This window comes from Streptomyces sp. NPDC002817, assembly GCF_053592055.1.
In genome coordinates, this window is the sequence record NZ_JBSFUY010000112.1 from 1 (window position 1) to 1297 (window position 1297).

Consider the following 1297-nt stretch of genomic DNA (forward strand, 5'->3'; position numbering starts at 1 on the left):
GGGGCTTGACCCGGAATCTTGGACACGGGCTATGCGGCTTGGGCCAGGGTAGTTGATGTTGTGTCGAGTGCCGTCTCGTAGGCGATGGGACTGCGTTGTCCTAGGCGGGAGTGACGGCGTCGGGTGTTGTAGCGGTTGAGCCAGCCGAACGCGTCGAGGCGGGCCTCGCGTTCACTGGACCAGGTCTTGCGGCCCTGGAGCGTCTCGCGTTTGAAGGTCGCGTTGAAGGACTCGGCGAGTGCGTTGTCCGCGCTCGAGCCGATCGCGCTCATGGACTGGCGGACGCCGGCCCGGCGGCAGGCGTCGGCGAAGACCCGGCTGGTGTACTGGGCTCCGTGGTCGGTGTGTATGACCGCTCCGGCGAGGCTGCCGCGGGTCCGTTCGGCGGCGGCCAGGGCTTCGGTGACGAGGTCGGTGCGCATGTGGTCCGCGATCGCCCAGCCGGCCAGGCGGCGTGAGGCGAGGTCGATGACGGTGGCCAAGTACAGGAACTTCCCGCCGTCCAGCGGGAGATAGGTGATGTCGCCGACGTACTTCGTGTTCGGCTCGCTCGCGGTGAAGTCGCGGCCGATCAGGTCCGGGGCCTTCGCCGCGGCCGGGTCCGTGATCGTGGTGCGGTGTCTGCGACGCAGCCGCACTCCGGCCAGGCCGATGCTGCGCATCACCCGCGCGATGCGTTTGTGGTTGATTCGCTCGCCGTCGTCGCGGAGTTCGGCGGTGATCCTGGGGACGCCGTAGGTGCCGTCCGACGCGCGGTGCGCGGTCCGTATCCGAGCGGCGAGCCGAGCGTCGGCTGCCTGACGGACGGCCCGGTCCCCGGCGGTCCGGCGCCAGTAGTAGAAGCTGGAGCGGGCGATGCCCAGGATGGTGCACAGCCGCTTCACGCCGTAGCGGCGGTGGTGGTCGGCGACGAACTGGAAGCGGTTCACCAGCGCGTCTCCCCGGCGAAATACTTCGCCGCCTTGCGCAGGATCTCGCGTTCCTCCTCCAGCTCGCGGACCTTCTGGCGCAGAGCGGCGTTCTCCGCCTCCAACGGTGTCGGCGGCTCGGCCGGCACCTCCGCCCGGCGTCCCCGCGGCCGGCTCGCGCCGGCTGCCCGGACCCAGTTCCGCAAGGTCTCGGGGTTGATTCCCAGATCGGCAGCGATCTGCCGGATCGTCGCCTCGGGCCGCGACTGGTACAGCGCGACCGCGTCCGCCTTGAACTGCGGCGGATAGTTCTTCATGACCACGAGATGTCCGTTCTCAGATCCTCAGGATCCAGTGTCTCGTGTGTCCAACCTCAGGGGTCAAGGCCC

At 69.2% G+C, this 1297-nt stretch carries 1 protein-coding gene; it reads right to left on the reverse strand.

The features are described from left to right. Positions 1-29: 29 nt before the first annotated feature. Positions 30-1231, reverse strand: a protein-coding gene (locus tag ACWD3I_RS49220) for an IS3 family transposase (RefSeq protein ID WP_451084474.1) whose coding sequence is annotated in 2 segments (ribosomal slippage) — positions 30-940 and positions 940-1231 — 1203 coding nt in all. Because the reading frame shifts where the segments join, the coding sequence is not laid out codon by codon here. Positions 1232-1297: the final 66 nt, after the last annotated feature.